Here is a 25394-nt window from a genome sequence, read left to right on the forward strand (position 1 = left end):
CGAAAAAAACAAATCTCATCATTACGTCGGTCCTACAAAGGCGGCTGTCAATCTGATTTATACTTTCTAATTTGTACGGAGTAAAGATATGAATACTATAGCCAAACTATTTTGCAGCAGTTTGCTACTCCTGTCGTCTGCCACAGGAGTGCAAGCACAAACCATCATGAATGGAAACGTAACAGTGTCCGACCTTGCCGTATCTCGCTCGGGAGACAAATTATTTGTGTCGATGGACATAAACGTTTCGGCACTGGACGTAAAAAGCAACCGCGAAGTTATTCTCACACCCAAACTGTCTGAAGGAATCGACAGCCTGAACCTGCCGTCTATCCTGATTGCCGGACGCAACCGCTATTACCACCACTTGCGCAACGGCTTGCGTACGGACAATATGACACTTTATCAAAGCGGTAAAGTATCCGTAGTAAACTATCGTACAGTGGTTCCCTATGCCGACTGGATGAACCGTGCCACCCTCAGCACCGACAACGAAACCTGCGGTTGTTGCAGCGACCTGCTTACCGATGGCAACGACCCTCTGTTGGCGCTTTACCTCGAACCGAAAGAATTTGTTCCCGCCTATGTATATATCCGCCCGAAAGCCACGCCTAAAATCAATGTATTAGAAGGGTCGGCGTATATTGATTTCCCCGTCAACCGTACGGAAATCCACGAGAACTACCGCCGCAACCCTGTAGAGTTGCAGAAAATCCTTACCACAATCGATGCCGTGAAGAACGACGCAGACACGCGCATCATCTCCGTCAGCATCAAAGGGTATGCATCGCCCGAAAGCCCCTATTCCAACAACGAGCGCCTGGCAATGGGACGCACGCGGACGCTCAAAGAATATGTGCGCAAGCAGTACGACTTTGCCGACTCACAATTTATCACCGACTACGAGCCGGAAGACTGGGGCGGACTGGAACGCTACGTAGAAAGTTCTTCGCTCGAAAACAAAGCGGGTATCCTCGCACTGATACGCAGCAATATGGAACCGGACGCTAAGGAACGGAGCATCAAAACTGCCTTCCCAAAAGATTATGCTTTCTTATTAAAAGAGGTATATCCCGGACTGCGCCACTCTGACTATGCTGTGAAGTATGAAGTACGTGCATATACGGATGTGGCAGAAATCAAACGTCTGCTAAAGACGCAACCGCAAAAGTTGAGCCTCAACGAAATGTATCTCGCCGCACAGGAGATGGAACCGGGCAGCGACGAATACAACGAGACGTTCAGCATTGCCGTGCGTATGTTCCCCGACGACGAAGTTGCCAACCTGAATGCGGCAAACACCGCCATGAGCCGTGGCGACATGAATACTGCCGAACGTTACCTTGCCAAAGCAGGAAACTCGCCGCAAGCCGTCTATGCACGAGGAACGTATGCAGCCTTGAAGAAAGACTTCGATGCGGCAGAGAAACTGTTTGCCGAAGCAGCCCGCAAGGGATTGGAGGATGCTCAGAAGATGTTGGAGCAGATAAAGGAGATAAAACATTAACAGGATCTAAATAGTAAGACATAGAAGTTATTAATTAATTCATTCAATATTCAGATTATGAAAAGAATTAGTAAGTATTTTTTAGGCCTTTTTGTCGTGGCTTTCACAGCAAGTTGTGCTGATGATAAATTCGGCGAAACCAACTTTGACCCTACTACTTATGAGGGAGAGAAAACGTACATGACAGTACAAGTAATGATGCCTTCTGCACCCGGCAGCCGTAGCAACACAGTTGAAGGCGGTGGCAGCAATGACGGAGTGGAAATTGGCAAAGACTATGAAAACAATGTGAAAAGAATGTATGTGGTACTCGCTCGCAGTACCGATAATGCATTTATTGCTTTCGGTGATATGTCGGACAAGATGAAACAATCGGCCAACAAGCAGGCGTATACCGGAACTTCCAAAATCACCAAGACACAGTTGGCACAATTCTATAACGACCAATCAACGCCTGTCGATAAAAAAGAAGTAAATGTATTTATATTCTGTAACCCGACCGACCATCTGGTAAATATCATCAGCAAGGCTGAATATAACGATGTTACATGGTATAATGAACTCTGTCAAGGCGAAAGTGAAATAGAAAACATATGGAATATCAATGCAGGCGGCAGTTTCCTTATGTCCAACTACACCATAGCCAAACGTCTGTTACCCAACACAATGACAGACTGGTTGCTCTACAATGAAGCAAATCCTTTTAATCTTTCGGGAATAAACAACGCAGGAAGCAGTTCGCAGGTAGACAATAGTGTAGGCGGTGCAGTAAAAGTAGAACGCGCAATGGCACGTTTTGATTTCAAAGACGGAAGTCCTAAAGGTAGCAATACTTATCCGGTAGTACAGGATATAAAACCGGATGGAACTCTGGGCGAGTATATCGTAAATGTGCAGTTGGGAAAAATGGCTTTGGTGAATATGAATAAAGGATTCCACTATTTGCGTAGAGTCTCTGATGACGGGCTGCCCGCTTCGCAGGAACTTTGCGGTGTGGAAAAGCCGTGGTTTACCGCTCCGGGAGGAATAAGCAGTCCGCTCGTAGGTAACTACGTGGTAGATGCTTGGGCAACTGAAAAAGCGGCAGGTATCAAAACCAATGAATTAAAGAACTACTTCCAATACCCTCTTTTCCAAGAGGACGGTTCGATAGACAACACCAAACAAAATAATTGGGACACCTATTTAATATCGGATGTTTTAAAAAAAGAAGATGATAACGATAACAGTTGGAATACCGACAAACAACATGGTGATTACCACATTTGGCGTTATGTGACTGAGAATACAATTCCCGGTCCTGTAACCAATCAAGTAAACGGAATCACTACCGGAATCGTATTCAAAGGAAAAATGATAGCTACCGAAGCTGCCGTTAAAAGTACCGATGAAGCCACTCGGCGTTTGGCAGAAGTGCTGAATTACACTGCCACCGATTTGCAGAAAGACTCCTACAAAGACCCTATCATCTATATGTTCGGCGGTAATCTGTACGTAAGTTGGCCGAATATACGCAAAGCTGTAAAAGCCGTAGCGTACGATGAAACAACGCAAACATGGAGCCGTTCACATCCGCTTTATGTAGCCGTATATGGTACAGGAGGAACAGGTGAAACTGGTGATGCCAGCCCTCAAGACCAAGACTGCGCCAACTACAAATGGAATCTTTGGGACAACGCCGGCAAACCACTTGACGACAAGCTGAAAGCTTTCAGACAAGCAGCTACCGGTGCCGGTATCACAATCTACCAATCAAGCAAGGACGATGCAGGCGAGTGGGGATATTACTGCTACTATTACTATTGGAATCGTCACAACGACAACGGTATAGAAGGTGAAATGGCTCCAATGGAATTTGCCGTGGTACGTAACAATGTTTATAAACTTGCCGTTACCAACATCTCACGTCTCGGTCATCCGCGTATTTCCGACAACGACCCGGACAACCCGACCCCCGAAACACCGGACGAAAGAGGTGATATCTACCTGACAGTTTCAGTGGACGTACTGCCGTGGGTAGTCCGTATCAATAACATTGAATTCTAAGAAATAAAAAATGCATAACAACAAACGAAATATAATTTCACGGTTTATCAGTATGGTGCTCGGCACCATACTGATGAACTTTGTCTTTTCATCGTGCGAGCGTATTTATGAAGACCTCGAACCGTGTCCGCACGGCGTATCGTTGCGCTTCATCTACGACTACAATATGGAATATGCCAATGCATTTCCCAAGAAAGTGGATTGCCTGACGCTGTTGATCTACGATGATAAAGGCAACTATGTGGATACCCGCATTGTGACGGGTACGGAGTTGCAGGACGAAAACTACCGAATGAAACTGGACCTCGAACAAGGGAATTATCATTTCGTGGCTTACGGCGGTCTTGCCTGCGACAAAAGTTCTTTTCTGATGAACCATACTCCTAAGGAGGGGACACGGTATACCGACTTACGGGTAGAATTAGAGGAAGAATGCCTGACAAATCCTGCACGCAAAAACCTGCACGGATTATATTGGGGCGAACTCACCCTTGCCACTGCCGACCTCTATAGCGAAGGTACTGTCGAAATGATGAAGAATACCAACAATATCCGCATCGTATTGCAACAGATGAGCGGCGAGCCGGTAAACGACAAAGACTTTGAGTTTGAAATCACTGATGACAACACACTGTTCAACTACGACAACAACTTGCTCGAAAACGGCGTAGTGACATACACACCGTGGTCGCAAGGTCAGGTTTCGGCAGGGGTTACCGATGAAGGACAGGAGGTAATAGTGGCTTACGCCGAGTTATCAGTTTCGCGGTTGATGGTGAGCGACTGGCATTCACCCAAATTAAAAATCCGCCGCAAGTCTGATGGCACGGACATCATCAACATTCCACTCATCAACTACCTGCTTATGCTTAAAAGTGATTTATACGCAAGTATGGAATCACAGGAATTTCTCGACCGCGAAAGCGAATGGTCGATGATATTCTTCCTAAGCCCGAATCTTGAATGGATTAAAACCTACATTAAGATTAACGATTGGACTGTCAGAATCAACAATATAGGACAATGAAGAAAATCGCTTATATTATCATAGCATGGTTCATCCCTCTCTTTTGCGGGGGATGCAGCCATGATACGGCTCTCGAAATACCCGACAGCGAGACAACACTGGTGAATCTAAGCATCAGCGTTGCCTTGTCCGACATTTCGCAAGCAGGAACACGGGCCAACGACACTTATCCCACCCCGCCGATTAATGATAATGAAAAGATACAAAGTCTGCGTATCATCGTTGTACGCAATCCCGACACGGATAATATAGTAGAACAAAACCGAATCTACAATTTACAATCCGCCCCCACTACAGACTATTACGCCGAAAAAATGAAAGTGGTAGGGAATGAGAAAAAACGGATTTACCTACTTGTGAACGAAGGAGCGGAAATGACTACACCCGGATTTCCCGCGAAACGTAAATTAATAGACTACGATTTCAACAAGATTCAGCTCGGCAGCCCGTTTCCTACAGAAGTGATTTCCAATCTGACTATCCTGTTGAACGGAGCAACGGAAAAGATAGACGGTCTGTTGCCAATGAGCGAATGCCATACAATAGATGTAAAAAGCGAAGACTACGAATGTAAGTTGTTTGTAACGCGAGCCACTACCAAGCTCACATTTAACATAACCAATAAGAGCCTGCAACCTGTCAACATCACCAAACTGGCAATAGACAAAATGGCACGCGAAGCATATTATCTGCCGCGCAACGCTACGTACACGGAAAAAGAGACAGAAAAGGGAGAGATATATAAAGAGATAACAAGTTTTGACGTTCCTCCCCAATCGGGATATTACACATATGATGCACCACAATCGCTCACAGGTGAATTGAAAAACGGAGAGACCCGGACAAACAACAACCAACCGATTTATCTATTGGAAGGAAAACATACCGACGCCAACAATAACGAAAATCCCTATCTGCTGACATTAGGAGTTAACGGAGCAGAACTGAAAAGCTATTTACCCAATCTGCCACAACTGCCACGCAATACTTATGTAGTGGTAAATATTACGATTAACGAACAAGAAATGGACTGTGTAGTAGACGTCCGTCCCTACACCGAAGTAATACTGGACCCCGGATTCGGAATATAAAAAGAGGAAATTATGAAACGAAACATGATTTATAGTCTATTGGCAGTGCTGACATTTGCCTTGACAGCCTGCACAGACGATTGGTTGAACAACGAAGGCGGACAAATGCCGGAAGGAGAAACCGGCGTAACTGCGACTGTGGAGTTTCTTCCTCTCCGCCCGGCTTTGGATGTGAACACCCGCACGGCGGGAGATGCCATCAAAGACATCAATAATCTTTGCGTATTGCTGTACGATACGGAAGGAGACTTTATAAAATCCTACTACCTCCTGCCGGAAGGCTCCGCATCGACAGAGGAGAAAGACAGCGAATTCACCGTTAAGGACGAACCCCGCACCGACGCGGACGCAGTAGGCGGCACAGGCGGCACAAAGCCGGAAACGGCAGAAAGCCAAACCAAACAGGCCTCTTTCAAACTATCTCAGATACCTTACGGACATTATTATATGTATGCCGTTGCCAATATGGGCAACCTCGCCAAATCGGACACTTACAAAGAACTTATAAAGACGGCCGAAGGACTGAAATCCATCGACCTGCAATGGAGCACGGAATGGGTTACTACCACCGAAGAAGGAGACGGCAAGCAAACAAAAGCCACCGCCAACAACCAGATGTTCGGCTACTTCACCACACAAGACAATGCCCCGGCAAAAGCAAACCGCAACACGCAGGATGCCCCCGTCACCGTCAATAAGAAAGGAATGAAACTGCACGCATGGATACGCCGTGCGGCTTCCAAAGTGACCATTGCCTACGATGCAAGCGGACTGAAAGAGGGTGTGTTCATTTATCTGAAGTCGGTACAAATCAAAGATATCCCTGCACACTGCTATTTGGGCAAAGAGAACAATGTAGGAGCTGAAGGAGATAATGATAAACCTGCTTACGAGTTAGGCTCGGAATTGCTGCAAGGAGAAACTATCAAATACTACGAAGGAGAAGAGCCCACCGTGTTCGATGAGTCCTATCCGGTACGCCTCACTACAGGCGAGCCCCGCTATCCGGTAGAGAAAGCCCATGACGAACTCACCAATGCCCTGTTCTTCTTTGAGAATATGCAAGGAACAGGCCCCGACAAAAGACAAGATGCAAACGAAGACGGAAAGTTAGACCACCCCGGACTACCCGATAAGCCGGACAAATATCCCAACTACCGTCCGAAAGACGCCATGCCCTATGGCACATACATCGAAGTAGATGCCTATTACCGCTCCATCAACAGCGACAAAGTGGGTAGCGGCAATATAAAGTATCGCTTCATGCTCGGCAAAAATACAACCACCGACTATAATGCCGAACGCAATCATCATTACAAACTGACACTGAAGTTCAAGAACTACGCCAACGATGCCGACTGGCACATCGAATACGAAGAACCGGAACCGGGTATCGAAGTGCCCAATCCTTACTATATTTCTTATCTATACAACCACTCCATGATGTTGCCCATGAAAATCAGGACAGGAGGACGCAAACTGAGTAAGATAGAAGCAAGGATTGTAGACAACCGTTGGGGTCCCCACAATGCACGGGAAACCTTCGATTATTTTAAAGAGATGGACATAGCAAACAGCAATCAGTGGAATGGTTTTCTTTCACTGCGTGCTACCAAAGATTTGTTCATACCTGGAACCTCACCTTATACCGTCACCTCCAACCAACCTTATTACGAGAGTCATAAAAGAGGAGAACGCACTTATCCTATTGAAGATATAACAGACGAAGAAGAACATTCCTACTATGGCGAAGCAGGAGAAGAAAATGACGGAGAATATAAAGTCAGGAAAGAGGGTGATAGTATCTATCACGTCCTGCTACCTATGTACACCCGTGCCAAACAGCTAATCAAAGAAACCGGTTACACTGGAAATAATCCCTATGTAGCCTATCAACGCCGGGCGGAAGTAGAAATAAAGGCAACATTATTGGATCCCGACGGCTCGGAATGGGGAACAATCACTACAAATACTCCTGCCACCAATACAACCAAAGGCAACGAGAACCCTGTCATTTATCAAGTGCACCGCGTTGTCAACCCCAAAGGTATTTGGCGCAGCTCTGACAACAACAAAGGTTTCAATGTATTACTAAAACGGCTGCCTCAAGAAAATGGAAAAACATTTGAAGTCTTCACCTCCGAAGGCCCCTGGAAAGCCTATGTGGTGCGTGGTGATGCCAACTTCATCGAATTAGGCGGCGGCAAGGAAAACAACAAAGTAAGCAACGATACCGTCTATGGAAAAACCGGTTCGAATATAGACTTCAGAATAGATTTTAAAGGTAGTTGCGGAAAGGAGCAAAACCGATATGCCATCATACGGGTAGAGTATCACAACTATACCTGCTATCATCTGATATTCGTACGCCAGGGCGATGCTCCCGATGATTTGATTGAAGGAGGTACCCAATGGCACGCATACAATATGAAGACCAAAAGCGAAGAAACCAGTTCGCCATTGGAAGAGGGGTCGTTGTTCAAATGGGGAAACCTTGATGATGCTATTGACGCGCTTAACAACAAGAATCCTAAAGAATATTGGATAGACGTCGATCCGGATTCTTTCAAGGGCTTAGAAGGTAAGTTAACTCTTGCCGGTTCGTCTACAGAAAAGACATGGGGAGAGATATTGGCTAAAGAGTTAGCTACCCCCCCTGTTGGACAGCCTTTCGTCGATCCGTCGGAACTCCCGTTAAATGCAAGAATAGCTTCTTACGACGATTTCAAAGCATTATACGAACACACAGACATCAAACAAGGGTATGGTATATTATATGGAGACGAATCGGAAGATACCGAAGATGATATCATAGAAGCCTACGGCTATGACTACCGGAATACCAAACGCGGAATGCGCGGTTGTTTTGTCTACAACCAAGAGACCGGAAAGAATCTGTTCTTCCCTATCGGAGCTTCCGGATACGGACACAGGAAAAACGCAGATGCCAAAGGAGCAGGTACGCTAAGATACGCATCTAGCCGGGACGACAAATTCCCCACTACACCTATTGGTAATGCTTATCCCAATGGCGTCAAAGACGCTCCCCTCTTCTACGATGTATATATGCGTCCCGGAGCTATCTATTGGGTGAGCAATTTTGTAACAGCTAATGCTCCCGGAGATGGCAACGCTACAGGATGGGATTTCAATTATTTTACATTCGATTTCTTCCCCATCACCTATTATGCAACCAAACAGGCCAAAGATGCCTGCTTTATACGGTGTGTAAACAGATAAAAACATAGGTATTGAAAGCAAAACCAATAAAAATCCTCTTCACCCTTCTCGCCGCATCTGCCCTCTACTGTAACGCAGCGACAGAAAACACCCCCGTGGCGGTCGTACCGACCGCCACGGCCGATACCATCCCCTCCCCTGCCCAATCGCCCCGCACGACATCCTTGCAAGACAGCATCCACCAGACTTTCCTACAGAAAGCCGCCCAAAAGAACCGCCCCGGCACACGAGCCGCCAACTTTGCCTATCTCAACCGACAGGAAAAGAAAACCACCCTCTACCGCATCAAAGCCAATCGGCTCCTGCTCCTATTCTACGAACCCGACTGCCCGCACTGCATAGAAACGATAAATACACTCGACAACCATCCCCGGCTACGCCGCCAAGTACGCGAAAAAACATGGACCATACTCGCCATCTATGCCGACGGCGACCGCATCCTATGGCAACGCGAAAAGGACAAGCTACCCCGCGACTGGAACGCAGGCTTCGCCACAGCAGAAATATTCGACCGCGAACTGTACATCCTACCGGAAATGCCCACCATCTACCTGCTCGACAAGGACAAAACCGTATTGCTAAAGGAAACCACACCACAAGAGCTGCTAAAACTGCTCAACGACTGACGACCTGCAAGAAAACAACCCACGCAACCATTCCCCCTTCTCCTCCTTCCAACCATTGAAGGGAGTCCAACAGCCCACAACAAAGGAGAATTTGCCCCAAACATACGCTCATAAAGTTGCTACGACCCAATGGGAAAGTTTTGTGAATCAAGGATGCTTACGTTCACCTATCGGTTAGCGGAGAATTGCCTACGATTTAATTTTCCGTTGCCTACAAACTAACGGCCGGGATGCATAAATTTATTCGTCTGACTATAGTTGAACTTGCGTCTGACTGTAGTGTTTCTTTCGTCTGACTATAGTCAGACGAAAAGACCACTATAGTCAGACGAATAAATTTCAGTAAGAAAACCAACAGACATTCGCATGGCAGCCGACAGTCCATCGCAGGAAAAAGATTAGTTTTATACAAGGCTCATGCGTGTGTATGCAACGAATTGAGCTCGATAAAATTAATTGTTATATCGAACTGACGTTAAAAACAGAAAAAGCAGATAAGAAAAGCACTTTTTTGCCATTTATTAGGGTTGTAATCTAACTCTTAAAAAATTATTTATGGCAACTTTAAAAATTAAATTGCGTCTTTCGGCCAACAGTTCCAAAGAAGGCGTGCTGTTTTATCAAGTAATCCACCACCGAATTGTGAAGCAAATCACCACCCGCCACAAGATTTTCCCTTCGGAGTGGGACAAACTGACTTCCCGCATCATCATCCCTCCCAACACGGCCCCCTGCCGCCGCAACTATCTCACCGCATTGGAGAAACAAGTACAAGAAGAATCGGCCCATCTGAGAGAAATCATCGACCGACTGCAACGCAGCGGCACCAACTACACGACAGCCAAAATCGTACAACTCTACAACCTGCCTTCGCGCCACGACAGTTTTTTAGCCTTCATACAAGACCTCATCAACCAACTGACGCAAATCGGCAAACTGCGAACAGCAGAAACCTACGCCACCACCCTGAATAGTTTCACACGTTTCCGCCAAGAAAAAGACATCCCCCTCGAAGCCGTAGACTCCAACCTGATGGTGAAATACGAAATATACCTGAAAGAAACCGGCGTCTGCCCCAACACCTCTTCCTACTATATGCGAAGCCTGCGGGCCATATACAACCGCGCCGTGGAAAAGGAACTGACGCCCCAACGCAACCCTTTCAAGCACGTATATACGGGAATAGACAAGACCGTGAAACGCGCCGTCCCACTGAAAGTAATCCGCCAGATACGCAACCTGGATCTCACCCTCACTCCCATGCTCGACTATGCGAGAGACATCTTTATGTTCAGTTTCTACACGCGCGGAATGTCGTTTGTCGACATGGCTTATCTGAAAAAGAAGGATTTGCAAAACGGAATCTTGTCCTACCGGCGGCAGAAAACCAACCAACAACTGCTTATCAAATGGGAAAAACCCATGCAGGACATCGTAGACAAATATGACACGACAGGCACTCCCTACCTGCTGCCCATCATCAAAAACAACGGAAAGGACGAAAGACTGCAATACAAAAACGCCGCACACCTGGTAAACAACAAACTGAAAATAATAGGGGCACAACTGGAACTGGCCATTCCCCTCACCACCTACGTCGCACGGCACGGATGGGCAAGCATTGCCAGAAGCAAGAATATCCCTATCGCCACCATCAGCGAAGCAATGGGGCACGACTCGGAAAGCACTACCCAGATTTATCTGGCTTCGCTGGATACGTCGGCGGTGGATAAGGCAAACAGTATGATTCTCAAGTCAATCTGAAAAGGCTGCCACCTTTCCGAAAAGAATAAGTCAATGTGAATAAAAAGAACTAAACTCTCCTCCTTCCGGGGAAGGAGGAGGGTTTACTATGCAGTTCAGAGTTATGCTTTGTCACGATTTGCAACCGGCGCCATCCATTTTATAAATCCATCTTTCCGCATCTGATAAAGATAAGCGGACACACGCGCCTCATAGCCCGTTTCATTCTGAAAATGGCCAGCAAGTTCCTCTATTATCTCGCCAACCGTACGCCGTCCGTCTATCAGTTCCCACACAGCCGTGCCGTGTGCTTCCAAATGCACATGAAATTCTTTCGACATTCCCTTCGGCACAAGGAAGCGTTGCATCCACGAACGCTTAAAACGAGGGAAGGAGAGCACGACAGTCTCCCCTTCCCACTTAGCTGTAATATGTTCACTGCGACAAGGAACAACCTCCAACAAGTTTGTTTTCTCTTTAGCAGTCATCTATTTCTCTTTCTTTTCCGGTGTAACGTCATTCTTTGATATTGGGTTCTTCCAGCCCGTAGCCCTTCTTCTTGTCGACTACCTTAAGCACGAAGCCAAGAATCAGCGCCGCTCCTCCGAGACAAGCCAGCATTACCAACGGCGCCGTATAATCATAGGCAGTAGCCGCCTCTTCGGGTGTAATGACTCCGTTCTTCAAATCGCTCACAAGCTGCGGATTCGTACGGTCGAGCACCTTGCCGATAAGCAACGGGAAAAGCCACAGACCGATGTTCTGTATCCAGAATATCAACGCATAAGCACTACCGATAATCTTGGCATCCACCAATTTCGGCACACTCGGCCACAAGGAAGCCGGAACCAGTGAGAAACTGGCTCCCAACACCAGGATAGTAAGGTAGGCAACAATGATACCTCCCACCGGATTGCCTTTGAAGCCGGGCAGCACAAACGCAAAAGTAAGGTGGCAAAGAATAAGCAGCACGGAACCGATGACCAACATGGAAGCCGCCTTTCCCTTGTGGTCCACATAGTTGCCCAAAATCGGCGTAATACCGACAGCCAAAAGAGGGAACACGGCAAACACCGTCTCTGCACTCTGACGCATATATCCCATGTAGCAGAATACGACCAAAGCTGCCACGGCCAATACGAGCAAACCCGATTTCATGTTTTTGTTCTTCGAAAAGTTGCTGGCAAACGCGGCAGCAGCCACTACCAGCATGATGCAATACTGAATAATAGTCACCGTATTGGTTGCCCAAAAGGAGTCGGCCGACACTTCGGTAAACGTCAGATTGCACTGCAACATATTAACGGCATACTTCTGAAACGGGAAAATGGCAGAATAGTAAAGCACACACAGCAGCGCCACCAGCCAGAAACCGCTACTTTTCAGAATCGTGCCCAAGTCGCTGAGCTTAAACGGATCGTCTTTCTCTTCAGCCTCGCCGGTCTGCGCATCGAGTTTTTTGTCCATGAAGAAGTAGACGATGAACATGATAAGCGCTATCATCAGCAATACCACTCCGAAGGCTACCGAACGGGACACGTCGATGACACCACCCAACTTGGCAAACACAGGCGAGAAAATCATACAGGTAGCCACTCCCAAGCGTGCCAGTGCCATTTCCGAACCCATAGCCAACGCCATTTCGCGGCCTTTGAACCACTTCACAATACCGCGCGAAACGGTTATCCCCGCCATCTCTACTCCACAACCGAATATCATGAAGCCGACAGCCGACAATTTTGCCGATGCAGGCATTCCTCGGTAAAAAGGAGAAATACCGAGTTCATCGAACCCAGGAATATAATTGAGGTTGTTGTTAAACCAAGTCTCCAGGCTGCTTCCGGCAAAAGTGTCGGTCACCGCATACCAGTTGATGACCGCTCCTACCAGCATCACTACGCCCGACAGGACGGCAGTAAAGCGTACGCCCATCTTGTCGAGAATGATTCCCGCAAAAATAAGGAAGAAGACAAATACGTTGAGGAAGGTTTCCGAACCCTGCATCGTACCGAAGGCGGTAGAATCCCACCCGCGTGTGGATTGCATCAAATCTTTAATGGGAGAAAGGATGTCCATAAATATGTATGAACAAAACATGGCAAACGCCAGAAACAGCAATACAGTCCATCGCATCGCTGCCGAATCTCTTAATGTTGTTTTCACAGTTTTTTTTTGTTTTATGTTAATAAAAAAGAGATGCAAGCAATACCCACATCTCTTTTGAACGGATTTAATCCCAATATTTTAAGAACCGTAACAAAACTTAGTTAACAGAATCCTGCTGAACTGCATCTGTTTGCGGTGCAGCCGTACCTGCGGGCAAGTTGTACGGGTTAGTTTGCTCTTCTTTCTGTGCCTGTTCCAACACTGCATCCTGAACGGCAGCCGAATTAGGAATCACATAAGCAGTGGCAATGCTCATCACAACCATGAAAATAGCCAGTCCCCATGTTGCCTTCTCCAGAAAATCTGTAGTTTTGCGCACGCCCATAATAGCATTGGATGAAGAAAAACCGGAAGCAAGTCCGCCTCCTTTTGAGTTCTGAATCAGTACGATGAAGCACATCAACAGAGCTGCAATCACCATTAAGATAACGAATAATAAGTACATTTTTAGTTATTTTGAATTAGCGTTAATAATCAATTTCTCCAAAAATCTGATTTGGTCTGCAAAGTAAGCATTTTTTTTTGGATATTTCAAACTTAATTTTTTAATTATTTCGAGTGCTTTAGCATATCGCTGCTGTTTAACATAGATTTTTGCCAAAGTTTCTGTAAAACAGCTATCATCGTCGCCTTCTTCCGCGCTTGCCGTGTTGGAAGGAGGCGCCGGCTGTTCCGTTTCCCCCCTCACCAGTTTCATTGGGCGGGGAGAGTCGTTTCCGCTCTTTTCGATGAAATCGTCAATCAACTCAAAGCCTTTCAGTTTCGGCGCATCTTCTGCCGGCGCGTCCGTAGCGGAATCATCCTCAAACAGATAGGAGGTATAATCCAGCGAGTAGTCCAACCCTGTTTGGGCGGTCACTTCTTCGGGAGCTTTGGAGAGGAAGGCATCAATCAACGCCAAAGTGCGGTCTACCGACGGCTCTTCTTTCAGTACTTCTGCCAACGGCATTTCTTTTTTCCGGGACTGAACAACAAAACGGCTGCCTTCGATTACCTGGAACAGTTTCCGGCGGTCGGCGATATATAGCACGGCTTTCCGCAGTTCGCTACCGAAATTGATGTCATGGAGGATATACAGGTTTTTGAGATATAACAGACGAAGTGACTGGAAATACGGATATCGCGCAAGAAGGGTACGCAATTCGTACAAAGTGTCTCTGTTCAGCGTTTCGGGATGCTGAATCCATTGTTGAAAGTTTACGGAAATCATCTATATTACCAGTTTGCTACGGTTGCGTTGAATATTTGGTCGGTTATCTCTTTCGACATTTCGGCAATCAGTCCGTCTTGCACAGCTGTCAGCAGTTGGCTGGAGTCGTAGGTACGGAAAGCGGAGAATTGCTGTTCGAAGTCTTCGGCGTGGTTCGTGTTGTTGACAAAGCGTACATTGACCGTAATGGTCAGCTTCGTTTCGGACGAATAACCGTCGGCGGATACCGCCTGGTTGTACTGATTATATCCCGTAATTTCTCCTTCAATCTGCAAGTCTGCATTCTGGTTGGGTTTCAACAGTTGCAAACGGGTCTGGCGGATGAATATATCTTTGAGGTCTTCATTGAATTTTGTTGCCAACGGAGCATATACATACTCCGACTTTATCGGGAAATCGGTAATGGAAATCGTCTTTACCTTGTCATAATTGATAGACGAGCCGTTAAACTTATAGGAAACAGTGCACGCTATGACCGCTACCGGCAAAACAGCCCATAGCAATAAGCGTGTTATCTTCTTAATCCAAATCATATTCTTTTATCTTTCTATAAAGTGTACGCTCGGAAATGTTCAAATCCTTAGCTGCGTTTTTTCTTTTACCGTGATGGCGCTCAAGCGCTTTGCGTATCATCTCTTTCTCTACTTCATCCAATGACATCGGCGTTTCTTCCACATACTCTTCCGTATCCTGTATATCGTCATCATCCTTGCGCACAGCAGGCTGCTGCACGGTATGAATAATGGCGGGCACGGCAGGCTGAAGGGGAGCTGTCACCATCGACGTGGAAACGACCGTTCCGACCGGACTTATCTGGCCGGCGCGCTCTGCCATCAGATTATGTACCATCTTTTTCAGTTCTGCCACTTCCTGACGCATATCGAACAGAACGGAATAAAGAATTTCCCGCTCGCTTTCAAAGCCCTTGCTCTCGCGTGTTCCCGCCAAAGCAGGAAGGCGTTGCATATTTTGTGTGGGAAGGTAGGTCTGCAAGATAGCAGCATTAATCTCTCTATTGGTTTCGATAATGGAAATCTGCTCCGTGATATTCTTCAACTGACGCACGTTGCCGGGCCACGAATAGGCCAGCAGTTCCTTTTTCGCGTCTTCCGTCAACTGAATAGCCGGCATCCGGTATTTCTCCGCAAAGTCTGCCGCAAATTTACGGAACAACAAGAGTACGTCGTCTCCCCGCTCACGCAAAGGCGGTATTTGAATGGGAACGGTGTTCAACCGGTAATACAAGTCTTCACGGAAACGCCCCTCTGAAATGGCCTGTACAAGATTGACATTGGTAGCTGCCACGATACGTACATCGGTTTTCTGTACTTTGGACGAACCTACTTTCAGAAACTCGCCGCTCTCTAACACACGAAGCAGACGCGCTTGGGTAGGCATCGGCAACTCCCCTACTTCATCGAGGAAAATTGTACCGCCGTCGGCTTCACCAAAATATCCTTTCCGCTCGCCGATGGCACCGGTAAAGGCGCCTTTCTCATGGCCGAACAGTTCGGAATCAATCGTGCCTTCCGGAATGGCGCCGCAGTTGACGGCAATGTATTGCCCGTGTTTCCTCCGGCTGTATTGATGAATAATCTGTGGAAAACTCTCCTTTCCGACACCGCTTTCTCCTGTTATCAGCACAGACAAATCGGTAGGAGCTACCTGAATGGCAACATCGATGGCACGTGACAGCGTTTCGGTATTACCGATAATACCGAAACGCTGTTTCACTTGTTGTATCTCCGCTCTTGTCATTACTTCTCTTTAATCTTCGTCTACTGTATCCAGTTTCAGTTTATCACTGTCGTCACGCTTCTCGTAATATTGTTTCCGCAACGGATTAGCACGGGCTACTTTCTCCCTCTGGCGATTGCGAAACACGTCGATGGCAACGTAGATTGCCTGACGGAATGAATCCTCACTTGCCACTCCCTGGCCTGCAATATCGTAAGCAGTGCCATGAGCCGGAGAGGTGCGCACTACGGGCAGACCTGCCGTATAGTTCACTCCGTCATCCATTGCCAAAGCCTTGAACGGAGCCAATCCCTGATCGTGATACATGGCCAAAATACCGTCAAAATGAGTATAATTGCCCGAACCCATAAAGCCGTCGGCTGCGTAAGGGCCGTAGCAAAGGATTCCTTTTTGCTCCATTTCCTTCATGGCAGGAAGAATCACTTCCTGTTCTTCCATTCCCAACAGTCCACCGTCTCCGGCATGAGGATTGAGAGAAAGAACGGCAATGCGCGGCGCACCGATTCCGAAATCCTGTTTCAGACAACGGTGGAATATCATCAGTTTCTCTTGAATGAGTTCTTTGGTTATCGTGGTTGCAATCTCTCTGACAGGAATATGAGTGGTCACCAAAGCTACACGCAAATCGTTTTTCATCAGAATCATCAATGACTTGTTGCCATTGCCCAAACGTTCTTCGATATATTCCGTATGTCCGGGGAACGAAAATTCTTCCGAATGAATGGTGTGCTTGTTGATAGGAGCTGTTACGATGACATCAATCAGTCCTTCGCGATAGTCTTCAATGGCACGCTCCAATGCTCCTAAAGCTGCTTTGCCCGCTTCGGGGTCGGGTTTGGAAAATTCCACTTTCACTTCATCGTCCGTACAGTTCACCACGTTCAAGCGGTCGTGTCCCGCTTCGGAAGCCGTATTGATGATACTGAAATTTGTCTGTATATCCAATGCTTTCCGATGGTAGGCAGCCACTTTCGGCGAACCGTAAACAATCGGAGTACAGAACTCCAACATGGTAGGATCGGAAAATGTCTTTAAAATCACTTCGTAGCCTACCCCGTTTATATCTCCCTGGGTGATGCCTATTCTTATTTTGTTATCTTCCATGCGTTTTTATTTTTTAGTCTGTTCCGTCTCTTTGGTTACTCCGCCCAATGAAATCTGATTCTGCTGAACTTCATTCGGAAGTTTCAGCGTATACAGAGAGGCTTCCATTTGACGCACCAAGTTACGTTTCATTTTATCAGGTGAATAAATAAATATTTCTGCTGTAACAATCCGTTGGTTCTTCTCGTCAAGACGCGTGTGAGACACATACGGGCCTCCCATAAAATCGCCTTTCATACGCCACAGTCCACGCGCTTCGAGTGTATAAGTGTTATGCACATTGATTGGACGCACATCAGTCAGCAGGCTGTCGGTTGACATATAAACGCCTTCTTTGAAGCCGGGAATATTGGCTTTCATCACGGAATCGCGCTTATGAATGAAATATTCTTTGGTAAATGTATCCTTATCAGTATATTGATAGGAGTATATTACGAAATTACGGTCGGCAGTACCGGTATTGGTAGAAGCCCAAAAGAAGTTCTCCCTGGTCTTGGAATTAGCCAACTCGGCAGGCAGCCAAATGTTACATCCGAACAAACTATCTACCTTTTGTGAGATATAGTCGCTATGCTTTTCTTCAAGCGAAGTGATTTGACGGTTCATTTCTGCGCGGGTAAAGAAATCGACAATCGTCTTTTGATTCTCTTCGACAAACTTTCCGAACTCTTCTTCGTTCGGAGCCTGGATAGTAAGAATCATCTGCGGATTGGCATATACATCTTTCGCATATTTGAAAGAACCTTTCGTATAAATGTCTTGGATATCGACAATGATAATGTTACGTATCAGTTTCAACGTTGAATCATAATCTTTCGGTGAGGTGTACATGATACGGAAAGAGGGTTCGGATTGCGGCAGGCCCGGCATATCGGAATCAAGTACATCATGCAAAGCCCTTCCGGCAGCACGCTCCCAAACACCGTGATCTACTACAACCAAAAGCTCATACGGACGTCCACTGGAAGTATGATTTCCTTTCAGACCACAAGAAGCAACGACAAAGGCTACCAAAGCGATGCTCAAATAAAAAAAGTACTTTTTCATGATGTTTGATTTTATATGTTAACTTTTATTTTCCTCTTCCTGTTTCGCCGTCGACAACATACCGCAGGCTGCAAAAATATCCTCTCCTCTCGAAGAACGGATAGTAGTGAAAAGACCGTGTGATGTCAGATAATCACGGAAACGGGTCATTGTATCCATATCCGTTCCTTCAAGCTCTACACCGGGGATGGCGTGGAAACGAATTAAGTTTACTCTACAATCCAGTCCGCGGAGAAGTTTCAACAATTCTTTTGCATAAACTTGCGAATCATTCAGTCCTTTGAAAACAATGTATTCAAAGGAAAGTCGGCGCTGCTTGCTGAAATCATAATTTTTTAACAGTTCGACCATTTCAGTGATGGAGAACGCCTTTTCTGCCGGCATGAGTTCGGAACGTTGCATTGGCAAGGGAGAATGCAGACTGATAGCCAAATGACAGTCGCTCTCTTCTATAAAACGCTGCAATCCTTTCCGCAAACCGACTGTGGAAAGAGTAATACGCTTGGGGCTCCATGCATATCCATAAGGGGCGGTCATCAGTTCAAGTGCTTTCAGTACTTCATCGAGGTTATCGAGCGGCTCGCCCATTCCCATCATGACTACATTGGTCAACTTGTCACGTTCCGGCAATGAATGAATTTGATTAATAATTTGGTTAGCGGTCAGATTGGCAGTATATCCCTGCTTTCCGGTCATACAGAATTTACAGTTCATCTTACAGCCTACTTGCGAAGAGACACACAGTGTTGCCCGGTCGTTGTCAGGAATATAAACCGATTCAACGAAATGATTCTCTCCAACTCTATACAAATACTTCACCGTACCGTCGACAGAGCGCATTTCATCCACCGGAGCAAGAACTCCTACCTCATAGTTCTGTTTAAGCAACTCTCTGTGTTTCAACGACAGGTTTGTCATTTCATCAATCGAAGCCACTTTCTTTTCGTAAAGCCAGGACGCAATCTGCTTGGCTGCAAAACCGGGCATACCCAATCTTTTCACCAGCGATTGAAGCTCCACAAGGTTCATTCCTAAAAGAGGATATTTAGACATTATTCTTTCCGTTCATGGTTTATAATTGCAAATGTAAGGAAATAAAGTCAGTTTCACCACAGATTAACACAGATTTTCACAGATTAAGGGAAGGAAGAGGGAGGTTTTTAAATAAAAAAGACGCGAATCAATCGGATTATTAAGAATAAATCCAAGTGATTCGCGTCTATATGTTATACCACATTAATTATTACATCGCTTAAGCGGATTCCACTTTTAATCTATTTATTTCTGTGGAAATCTGTGTAATAGTGGCAATTTTATCTCTTAGAAGAATAGGAAGCGTGTATCTTTCACATTTGCTTTCAGATACAGGTCGTTCATCAGACGGCTGGCGAAACGAGCGTGCATATTAGCCAATGTGGCTTCTTCTGCTTTTGCGTCGAATGTATCGTTCAGTTTATCGTTGCCATATACTTGCAGAACAAATACTCCGGCATTACCCTTGATGGGGGCACTCAATTTGTTCATTTCGGCCGCAGATGCATAAGCACCAACCAACGGTTCGCTGCTACGCAATCCGGATACATAAGCAGGAGCTGCAAATGTAACCATCTTCAAAGAGTCGCTTACAGCATTTGCCATTGACTTATATTGGTCGAATGAAGTTGCGTTGACAGCTTTCATGTCAGCCATAATCTTTTCAGCTTTCTTATCTTTGATGATTTCAGCTCTCAACTGTCCCTGTACGGCTTTTAACGGACGATATCCTTCCTGTTTGATGTTCACCAAACCTACAACGAGCATATGGTCGCTTTCGCCACATTCGTATAGGCCAGATACTTCACCCGGTTTAGCTTTGTCGAATACCCATCTCAAAGCTTCTTTTGTACCTCTCACACCACCAATACTGTATTCGGAACTATTCAAGTCTGTTCTGTCAAGCAGTCTATATCCGGCTTCTTCAGCAGCAGATACCATCTTCTCTACAGTAGGATTGGCAGCAATAAACTGGCTGAAGTCATTGTAAGCACGATTGTAAGTTTCCTTACTGAATTCGACTTCACGTTTGATAACAGCTACTTTATATTTGTTTTTTACAGATTTCTTGTTAGTTACCTGAAGGATTACATTGGCTTGCCCCATCGGCAGATTTACCAATTCGTTGACACCTGCATTGTTGATGGCAGAGATGAACTTCAAGTTCTCACCGTCGATTTGCGCACCTTCATATTGTGAAGCAGTCAACCAGTTTGTATCACCTGTCTGACCGTATTTTTTAGCCAGGTCTGCAAAGTTAGCACCACCTTTGATGGCATTGTAAATACTATCAGCCAATGTCTTGGTTTTCAACGCATCCTCTGCATATACCTGAATCTGACGGAATTCAACAGAGTCGGCAGCAGCAGCTTTAGCAACTATTTTGAAGGAGTTGATGGTATTGTCGGCACCATTGTAGTAAGGACCGTAAACTGTACCCACAATCGCAGAATCCAAACGTGCCACTACATCTGAGGGGAATGCTGTTTTATTATAATACAGGTCTACATAAGGAGTTTCAGAACCTACCGAACGAACAAAAGAAGTATAATCTTCTGTCGTAGCAGCTAACTGTGCAGTTGCTTCATCTACTTCCTGTTGGATAGCAGCTCTGTCTTCTGCACTGGCAGTCACTTGTACATCAATGTACTTGATATCACGGGTTTCCTGATATTGCTTGAATTGCTCTTTTTTCTTGTTGTATAGTTCTTTCAACTCAGATTCTTTTACTACGATAGTAGAGTCTACTACTGAAGAGTAAGGAATACCTGCCAACAATACGTTGTACTGGTTCGCTCTTGCATCGAAAGACGCCTGTGCTTCTACAGGGTTAGAGAAAAGCGACTTAGACACTAAAGCCTGATACTTTTCAGCCAAACGGCTTTGAATCAATGTCTTTTGAATGAACGACCAGTATTTATACATATTGTTGTATTGTTCTGCATACTGTGCCGGCATCTGAGATTCGTTCATCTTCGCATATTCAACAAGGAATTTGTTCAACATATCTTTGTCGAAAGTTCCTGTTTGCGGGTTCTGGAAAGGAGTTTGTCTCAACAAAGGATGAACACCTGCTTTCAGGATATCCTGAATTTCTGCAGCAGAAACAGTCAGTCCCAATGTTTCAGCCTCTTTCTCAATCAGTTTATTGTTTACATAGGAACGCCATACTTCGTCGCGCACCTGATTGGTTTGGTCATCGTTCAAAGCGGTCACCCCACGCATGAGTTTCACCACTTCAGTATATTCTTCCACCAAATTCTGATACTCCTGAGCGGAAAGAGCGTCTCCGTTCACCTCACCTACGTCATGCGACTGATGCGGCTGCATTACCTTCCATGCGTCACCCGCAATGAAAGCAAACAGCGCCAAGCCGATAACAATCACCAATAGAGGTCCTTTCGACCTAATGTTTTGTAACGTTGCCATTTTGATTAATACGATTTATGTTTATTATTATTTCTTTCTTTTGTCATTTTAGCGCACGAAGATACAAAAAATGCTAATATGCATCTATTTATTAGCCAAAAATTTCTTGATTATCGCTATTATTCCAAAACTTTCAAGCGTACAAGTTCTATTTTTGTCGCAGTAACCTTGATTATCTTGAACTGATAACGTCTCACTTGTATCACTTCATGTAATTTCGGCAAACTTTGGTATTGGCTCAAAATCAGTCCGCCCACCGTCAGATATTCGTCTGATTCGGGTAAATCAAGTCCGAACATTTCATTGACTTTTTCTATTTCCAGACGGGCAGACAACACATATTCATGTTCTTCAATCTGCTTGCAGATATAAGAAGTATTGTCATGTTCGTCTTCTATATCACCAAAAATCTCCTCAACCAAATCTTCCAACGACACAATACCAGACGTTCCACCAAACTCATCTACCACTACGGCAATCGTTTTCTTCTGTTGCATGAACAACTTCATCAATTTATGGGCAGACATGGTTTCAGGCACAATCGGCACTTGCTTCACATTTTCATGCCAATCTTTCGGAGCACGAAACATTTCCGACGAATGGATGTAACCAACTACATTGTCGACATTTCCATCGTATACGATAATCTTGGATATACCGGATTCGATAAAACGACTTTTCAATTCGTCCAACGAAGTTGTCAAATCCACAGCCACTACTTCCGTACGGGGCACAATGCAATCACGGATTTTTATATTCGAGAAATCAAGCGCATTCTGAAAGATTTTCACTTCCGTGTCAAGTTCCTCTTCATTCTCAGCATTGTCAATACTACTTTGCACAAAATAATCCAAATCGACTTTACCGAATGCTATATCGGAAGCATCCTTATTCATTTTCATTCCAAAAATACGAAGAAACAAACAAGACAGACCGGACGCTAATTTAGAGACAGGAAACAAAACAACATAACAGATAATAAGCGGAATCGCAAAAATATTCAATACCAAATTAGGATTAATCTTGAATATTGTTTTCGGCAAGAATTCTCCGGTCACCAATATAATCAACGTGGAAATAACAGTCTGCGCCAACACCATCAGAAAATGATTCTCAATAAATCCCGACAACAAGTTATCACCGATAATCTGTGCCATCAAAATACCATAAATAACCAATGCAATATTGTTCCCTACCAACATGGTGGAGATAAATTCATTGGGATTTTTAAAAAAGACAGAAAGGATGCGAGAAGTTATTCCTCCCCTACGCTCCATTTCAAAACGCAGTTTGTCTACTGACACAAAAGCAATCTCCATCCCTGAGAAGAAGGCGGAGAAAACCATTGTTATTATTAGAGATATATAAATATTCATAGTTATTTCACAGAATCTTTTTTTACGGAGTCCGGCACGGCTTTTACTTCCGGTTTTGTAGTGCCTGCTTCATCATCCACATAAAAAATACCTTGTATGTTATGAATGGTATAAATGGTCATTTGCTGGTTGGAATCAAATCCATATCCCGTGATAACCCTATCCGGCTGCTGGATACGTATATACTTATCGGAATAGACTTTTTGAGTAGCTTCGTTCCAATAAAGCAACTCCGTATTAAAGCGTTCGCCTTTCCGGTTTTGTATATCGACATTTCCTATCAGCTTCCATAGCCTTTCTTTATCATAATAGTAGGCAGTATCTGCTTCAATACTGGCTTCTATATGAAAAATAGAATCGAACTGTTCGAGATATACTCCTTTTTCAAAGGCCCAATAAGAAGGCTTCTTACGGTCATACACCGCCCACTCTTCTGTATTCACCCTGTAACGTGTCACCCCGGAATCAGATATAAGGGTACTAACCCCTAATGTTTTCATTATCGGCAAGGAGTCTCGTTCAGTAATAGCTTCACCCACCGCCTTTGTCTTACATCCACACGAAGGAAATAAAAGAAGCATAACAACTGCCCTAAAGACAATTGTTATGCTCATGCTCTTATGCAACAAACGTTTACTTCGTTTTCGCAACATAGATTTATCTAATCGTTGTACTCTCTCCAATCCAGCCACCGATAGTAATACGGTCACCTTGCTTGTAACCTAACATAAAGAGGTCTTTAGCCTGCGGAGTATGAGCAGAATATCTGCCAATTAACTTATTTGCTTCTTCAGCTACACTTGGATCTACCTGTTTTGCACGTTGCAACTTATCAATTACTGCAAAATATGTACACTTATTCAAAGCAGACTCATCGCTCCAGTTAGGACTCATTGCATAAAGATTGGCAATCAAAATATAAGGAGCACCGTAGTTTTCATTGTAACTGATAGCTTTCTGACAATATGCTCTTGCTTGAGAAAGTTTTTTAGCAGATGCTAACACTGCTGCTGCAGCGTATGCCTTTTCAGACTTCTTCAAGTTATCTGTTTCCAAATTAATAGATTCATCAAAGAATTTCACAGCACCATCAATATCCCCCTTTTTGAAAGCCTGATAAGCACATCCAGTAGCAGCTTCTGCTGTCGGTTCTATCTTATATGAATAATATGATGCCTGCTGGTAAGCTTCGCTTTCAGTACACTTCATCATCTTCATGATATCGATTACCTTCTTCAAATATTCAAGATCAGTCTGATTAGCTTCTACTTTCGGACCATAAATATTCTGCAAAGATTCGCAATCAGCAGTTCCACTGTTTACGAACAAGGCAACCAGATTATCTTTAATACCCAGCAAGTTTTTCTTCTTCGCTTCACTGGTTTCAGCAGCAATAGCACCATCTGCATATTCAGAAGCAAGCAAATAATCCTGAATAAATTGTTCCTTATGAGCAGGTTCAGCTTTCAGTTTGTCCAATGACATTTGCAGAAAATAGAACAGAGTAGCAGCAGCCGATTCTGCTTTTACAGCATTAACAGACTGACTCAACCATTGGTAAGCCTGATTAACATCGATTTTCGGAGCAAAAGCAATATAGTCTACAGCTTTGATACCCAATGCTTCGTCAGCAGAAGACACTTTTGTTCCTTTGGCAAGGAAATCAGGCGTGTACTTGATACGCAAATCATGCGTATTCATTAATTCTTCAAAATATTTCTGATATTCCGGATTATTCCGATCCTTGATTTGTCCCATCAAGCCTTTCAGAATTTTATATCCGTCAGTAAAAGTATAGAAACGAAGCGTCGGACAGTTATCCAACACAGCTTTCCAGGGAGTATACGCATCTTTAAAATTACCAGCACGCACAGCTTCATGCGAAATACTACTGTTCGAATTACAGTTAGATGCATCCTGTGCTATTGCAGTGGTTGCTCCTGCTGAAAGGACCAACATAGCCACAAGCGTTTTAATCTTCATTGTATTTA

The 25394-nt window shown here is 45.0% G+C and carries 21 protein-coding genes; 8 read left to right on the forward strand and 13 right to left on the reverse strand.

The features are described from left to right. The 8 genes from QZ331_RS14430 to QZ331_RS01135 form a co-directional block, all read left to right on the forward strand. Positions 1–70: DUF3575 domain-containing protein (locus QZ331_RS14430; protein ID WP_365975683.1), on the forward strand; the 70-nt coding region annotated here is incomplete at its 5' end. 18 nt (positions 71–88) lie between these two features. Continuing rightward, complete coding sequence (locus QZ331_RS01105) at positions 89–1507, forward strand: DUF3868 domain-containing protein (protein WP_294627257.1); 1419 nt, start codon at positions 89–91, stop codon at positions 1505–1507. Between the two features lie 57 nt (positions 1508–1564). Next, positions 1565–3553, forward strand: a complete 1989-nt coding sequence (locus tag QZ331_RS01110) for an Mfa1 family fimbria major subunit (RefSeq protein WP_294627259.1) — start codon at positions 1565–1567, stop codon at positions 3551–3553. Between the two features lie 10 nt (positions 3554–3563). Further along, a complete protein-coding gene (locus QZ331_RS01115; RefSeq protein WP_294627261.1) occupies positions 3564–4580 on the forward strand; it encodes a FimB/Mfa2 family fimbrial subunit in 1017 nt (338 codons plus the stop codon). After that, a complete protein-coding gene (locus QZ331_RS01120; protein ID WP_294627263.1) occupies positions 4577–5671 on the forward strand; it encodes a hypothetical protein in 1095 nt (364 codons plus the stop codon). The genes QZ331_RS01115 and QZ331_RS01120 overlap by 4 nt, the downstream gene beginning before the upstream one ends. A 12-nt stretch (positions 5672–5683) precedes the next feature. Next, complete coding sequence (locus QZ331_RS01125; RefSeq protein WP_294627265.1) at positions 5684–8911, forward strand: DUF4906 domain-containing protein; 3228 nt, start codon at positions 5684–5686, stop codon at positions 8909–8911. Between the two features lie 11 nt (positions 8912–8922). Beyond that, positions 8923–9537 (forward strand): hypothetical protein, encoded by a 615-nt coding sequence (locus tag QZ331_RS01130; RefSeq protein ID WP_294627267.1) that lies wholly within the window; start codon positions 8923–8925, stop codon positions 9535–9537. 555 nt (positions 9538–10092) lie between these two features. Further along, on the forward strand, positions 10093–11301 hold the full coding sequence (locus QZ331_RS01135) for a site-specific integrase (RefSeq protein WP_294627269.1): 1209 nt from the start codon (positions 10093–10095) through the stop codon (positions 11299–11301). A 101-nt stretch (positions 11302–11402) separates the two neighbouring features. Here QZ331_RS01135 and QZ331_RS01140 read toward each other — a convergent pair whose 3' ends face one another. The 13 genes from QZ331_RS01140 to QZ331_RS01200 form a co-directional block, all read right to left on the reverse strand. After that, a complete protein-coding gene (locus QZ331_RS01140) occupies positions 11403–11768 on the reverse strand; it encodes a PqqD family protein (RefSeq protein WP_294627271.1) in 366 nt (121 codons plus the stop codon). Between the two features lie 28 nt (positions 11769–11796). Continuing rightward, a complete protein-coding gene (locus tag QZ331_RS01145; protein WP_294627495.1) occupies positions 11797–13413 on the reverse strand; it encodes an MFS transporter in 1617 nt (538 codons plus the stop codon). A gap of 130 nt (positions 13414–13543) precedes the next feature. Further along, positions 13544–13891 (reverse strand): preprotein translocase subunit SecG, encoded by a 348-nt coding sequence (gene secG, locus QZ331_RS01150; RefSeq protein ID WP_294627273.1) that lies wholly within the window; start codon positions 13889–13891, stop codon positions 13544–13546. 6 nt (positions 13892–13897) lie between these two features. Further along, positions 13898–14656 (reverse strand): tetratricopeptide repeat protein, encoded by a 759-nt coding sequence (locus QZ331_RS01155; RefSeq protein ID WP_294627274.1) that lies wholly within the window; start codon positions 14654–14656, stop codon positions 13898–13900. Between the two features lie 5 nt (positions 14657–14661). After that, positions 14662–15189, reverse strand: coding sequence for an LptE family protein (locus QZ331_RS01160; RefSeq protein WP_294627276.1), 528 nt, complete (start codon positions 15187–15189; stop codon positions 14662–14664). Beyond that, a complete protein-coding gene (locus QZ331_RS01165; RefSeq protein WP_294627278.1) occupies positions 15176–16414 on the reverse strand; it encodes a sigma-54 dependent transcriptional regulator in 1239 nt (412 codons plus the stop codon). Before QZ331_RS01165 ends, QZ331_RS01160 begins: the two co-directional genes overlap by 14 nt. Positions 16415–16423: 9 nt before the next feature. Continuing rightward, positions 16424–17518: a 4-hydroxythreonine-4-phosphate dehydrogenase PdxA gene (gene pdxA / locus QZ331_RS01170; RefSeq protein WP_294627280.1), complete on the reverse strand. Its 1095-nt coding sequence runs from the start codon at positions 17516–17518 to the stop codon at positions 16424–16426. 6 nt (positions 17519–17524) lie between these two features. Continuing rightward, complete coding sequence (locus QZ331_RS01175) at positions 17525–18565, reverse strand: DUF4837 family protein (protein ID WP_294627282.1); 1041 nt, start codon at positions 18563–18565, stop codon at positions 17525–17527. Positions 18566–18583: 18 nt separating this feature from the next. After that, complete coding sequence (gene rlmN, locus QZ331_RS01180) at positions 18584–19618, reverse strand: 23S rRNA (adenine(2503)-C(2))-methyltransferase RlmN (RefSeq protein ID WP_294627284.1); 1035 nt, start codon at positions 19616–19618, stop codon at positions 18584–18586. A 267-nt stretch (positions 19619–19885) separates the two neighbouring features. Next, positions 19886–22027, reverse strand: coding sequence for a peptidylprolyl isomerase (locus QZ331_RS01185; protein WP_294627285.1), 2142 nt, complete (start codon positions 22025–22027; stop codon positions 19886–19888). A 119-nt stretch (positions 22028–22146) separates the two neighbouring features. Next, positions 22147–23403 (reverse strand): hemolysin family protein, encoded by a 1257-nt coding sequence (locus tag QZ331_RS01190; protein ID WP_294627287.1) that lies wholly within the window; start codon positions 23401–23403, stop codon positions 22147–22149. A 2-nt stretch (positions 23404–23405) separates the two neighbouring features. Then, entirely contained in the window at positions 23406–24017 is a 612-nt protein-coding gene (gene lptC, locus QZ331_RS01195) for an LPS export ABC transporter periplasmic protein LptC (RefSeq protein ID WP_294627288.1), read from the reverse strand. 43 nt (positions 24018–24060) lie between these two features. Continuing rightward, positions 24061–25386 carry a hypothetical protein gene (locus tag QZ331_RS01200; RefSeq protein ID WP_294627290.1) on the reverse strand — a complete coding sequence of 442 codons (1326 nt, stop codon included), beginning with the start codon at positions 25384–25386 and terminating at the stop codon, positions 24061–24063. Positions 25387–25394: the final 8 nt, after the last annotated feature.

It is taken from the genome of uncultured Bacteroides sp. (genome assembly GCF_910586915.1).
Taxonomy (GTDB): domain Bacteria; phylum Bacteroidota; class Bacteroidia; order Bacteroidales; family Bacteroidaceae; genus Bacteroides.

Coding starts and splice junctions, on each gene's coding strand:
- lptC (WP_294627288.1), bottom strand. CDS start 24,017: ATGAGCATAACAATTGTCTTTAGGGCAGTTGTTATGCTTCTTTTATTT.
- QZ331_RS01165 (WP_294627278.1), bottom strand. CDS start 16,414: ATGACAAGAGCGGAGATACAACAAGTGAAACAGCGTTTCGGTATTATC.
- QZ331_RS01200 (WP_294627290.1), bottom strand. CDS start 25,386: ATGAAGATTAAAACGCTTGTGGCTATGTTGGTCCTTTCAGCAGGAGCA.
- QZ331_RS01125 (WP_294627265.1), top strand. CDS start 5,684: ATGAAACGAAACATGATTTATAGTCTATTGGCAGTGCTGACATTTGCC.
- pdxA (WP_294627280.1), bottom strand. CDS start 17,518: ATGGAAGATAACAAAATAAGAATAGGCATCACCCAGGGAGATATAAAC.
- secG (WP_294627273.1), bottom strand. CDS start 13,891: ATGTACTTATTATTCGTTATCTTAATGGTGATTGCAGCTCTGTTGATG.
- QZ331_RS01115 (WP_294627261.1), top strand. CDS start 3,564: ATGCATAACAACAAACGAAATATAATTTCACGGTTTATCAGTATGGTG.
- QZ331_RS01160 (WP_294627276.1), bottom strand. CDS start 15,189: ATGATTTGGATTAAGAAGATAACACGCTTATTGCTATGGGCTGTTTTG.
- QZ331_RS01140 (WP_294627271.1), bottom strand. CDS start 11,768: ATGACTGCTAAAGAGAAAACAAACTTGTTGGAGGTTGTTCCTTGTCGC.
- QZ331_RS01120 (WP_294627263.1), top strand. CDS start 4,577: ATGAAGAAAATCGCTTATATTATCATAGCATGGTTCATCCCTCTCTTT.
- QZ331_RS01105 (WP_294627257.1), top strand. CDS start 89: ATGAATACTATAGCCAAACTATTTTGCAGCAGTTTGCTACTCCTGTCG.
- QZ331_RS01145 (WP_294627495.1), bottom strand. CDS start 13,413: ATGCGATGGACTGTATTGCTGTTTCTGGCGTTTGCCATGTTTTGTTCA.
- rlmN (WP_294627284.1), bottom strand. CDS start 19,618: ATGTCTAAATATCCTCTTTTAGGAATGAACCTTGTGGAGCTTCAATCG.
- QZ331_RS01155 (WP_294627274.1), bottom strand. CDS start 14,656: ATGATTTCCGTAAACTTTCAACAATGGATTCAGCATCCCGAAACGCTG.
- QZ331_RS01110 (WP_294627259.1), top strand. CDS start 1,565: ATGAAAAGAATTAGTAAGTATTTTTTAGGCCTTTTTGTCGTGGCTTTC.
- QZ331_RS01185 (WP_294627285.1), bottom strand. CDS start 22,027: ATGGCAACGTTACAAAACATTAGGTCGAAAGGACCTCTATTGGTGATT.
- QZ331_RS01135 (WP_294627269.1), top strand. CDS start 10,093: ATGGCAACTTTAAAAATTAAATTGCGTCTTTCGGCCAACAGTTCCAAA.
- QZ331_RS01175 (WP_294627282.1), bottom strand. CDS start 18,565: ATGAAAAAGTACTTTTTTTATTTGAGCATCGCTTTGGTAGCCTTTGTC.
- QZ331_RS01190 (WP_294627287.1), bottom strand. CDS start 23,403: ATGAATATTTATATATCTCTAATAATAACAATGGTTTTCTCCGCCTTC.